This window comes from Polynucleobacter brandtiae, from assembly GCF_002797575.1.
In the GTDB taxonomy this organism is placed as follows: domain Bacteria; phylum Pseudomonadota; class Gammaproteobacteria; order Burkholderiales; family Burkholderiaceae; genus Polynucleobacter; species Polynucleobacter brandtiae.
Genome location: NZ_PGTX01000019.1, coordinates 1 through 1,013 on the forward strand (window position 1 = coordinate 1; position 1,013 = coordinate 1,013).

The following is a 1,013-nucleotide window of genomic DNA, read 5'->3' on the forward strand; positions in this document are numbered from 1 at the left end:
GTATTACCTGAAGTGGTATTTGTAATTGCTAAGGTAGCAGCACTGACTGCCCCACTAAAGGTCGTACCACCCGAGTTGGTGATGGTCAGGGTGCCTACTCCTGATACCGAGGTGCCACTAATTACTGCGCCATCAACAGCGCCGGTTAGTAAGGTAAGGTTATGAGTCGCACCAGTGATTGCTGCAATAGTTAAGTCAGCCACGTTGCTAGCGGCATTAGTATTGAGAGTAGTCGCTGCGCCTAAAGTAATCGCGCCAAAAGTCATTGCCGTATCAGTACTTGCAATCGTTCCCTTCAGGGTTCGTGTACTTGGCGCCGTAGCGATCACGCCACCCGTAAAGATCAAGGTTCCACCACTTGCTCCCAGAGCAAGCGTGCCGGTGTTACTAAAGGTCACCGCATTGGTGATCGTGCCGGTCGTAGCGTTCAAGGCTAGGTTATAGGCTTGCGCTGCAGTATTGAGAGTCGTCGCTGTTAAGGCACCATTAAAGGTAATCGCACCGGTGGTGTTGGTCAGGGTGACGGTGCTAGCGTCTACTGCTCCACTAAAGGTCGTACCACCGGAGTTGGTGATGGTCAGGGTGCCGATGTCGGTGCCAATAGTGCTAGAGATACTGACAACACCGGTGGTATTAATCGTAAGGTTTGAAGTAGTACCGCCAGCAGTGCCTGCTACTGATGACAAGTTGATCGCATTATTAATGCCGGTACCCAGTGTGAGAGTAGCACCGTCAACCAGTGTGGCAGCACCTAAGGTAATGGTGCCAGTGGCGGTACCGCCTAATAAAGTGTTAGCTAGAACACTTACCGCTGTAGTACCTAGGTTAATAACACTCGTAGTGTTATTCGCAGTGATTGTTCCCGCCAAATATTTGGTACTCGGTGCGGTAGCGGTTAAGCCACCGGTAAAGTTCAGAGTTCCGCCACTTGCTCCCAGAGCAAGCGTGCCGGTGTTACTAAAGGTCACCGCATTGGCGATCGTGCCGGTCGTAGCGTTCAAGGCTAGGTTATA

At 51.4% G+C, this 1,013-nt stretch carries 1 protein-coding gene; it reads right to left on the reverse strand.

Annotated features, from left to right (window positions below):
* On the reverse strand, nt 1–1,013 hold a 1,013-nt coding region (locus B0G85_RS10210), incomplete at both ends, for a beta strand repeat-containing protein (protein ID WP_369405936.1).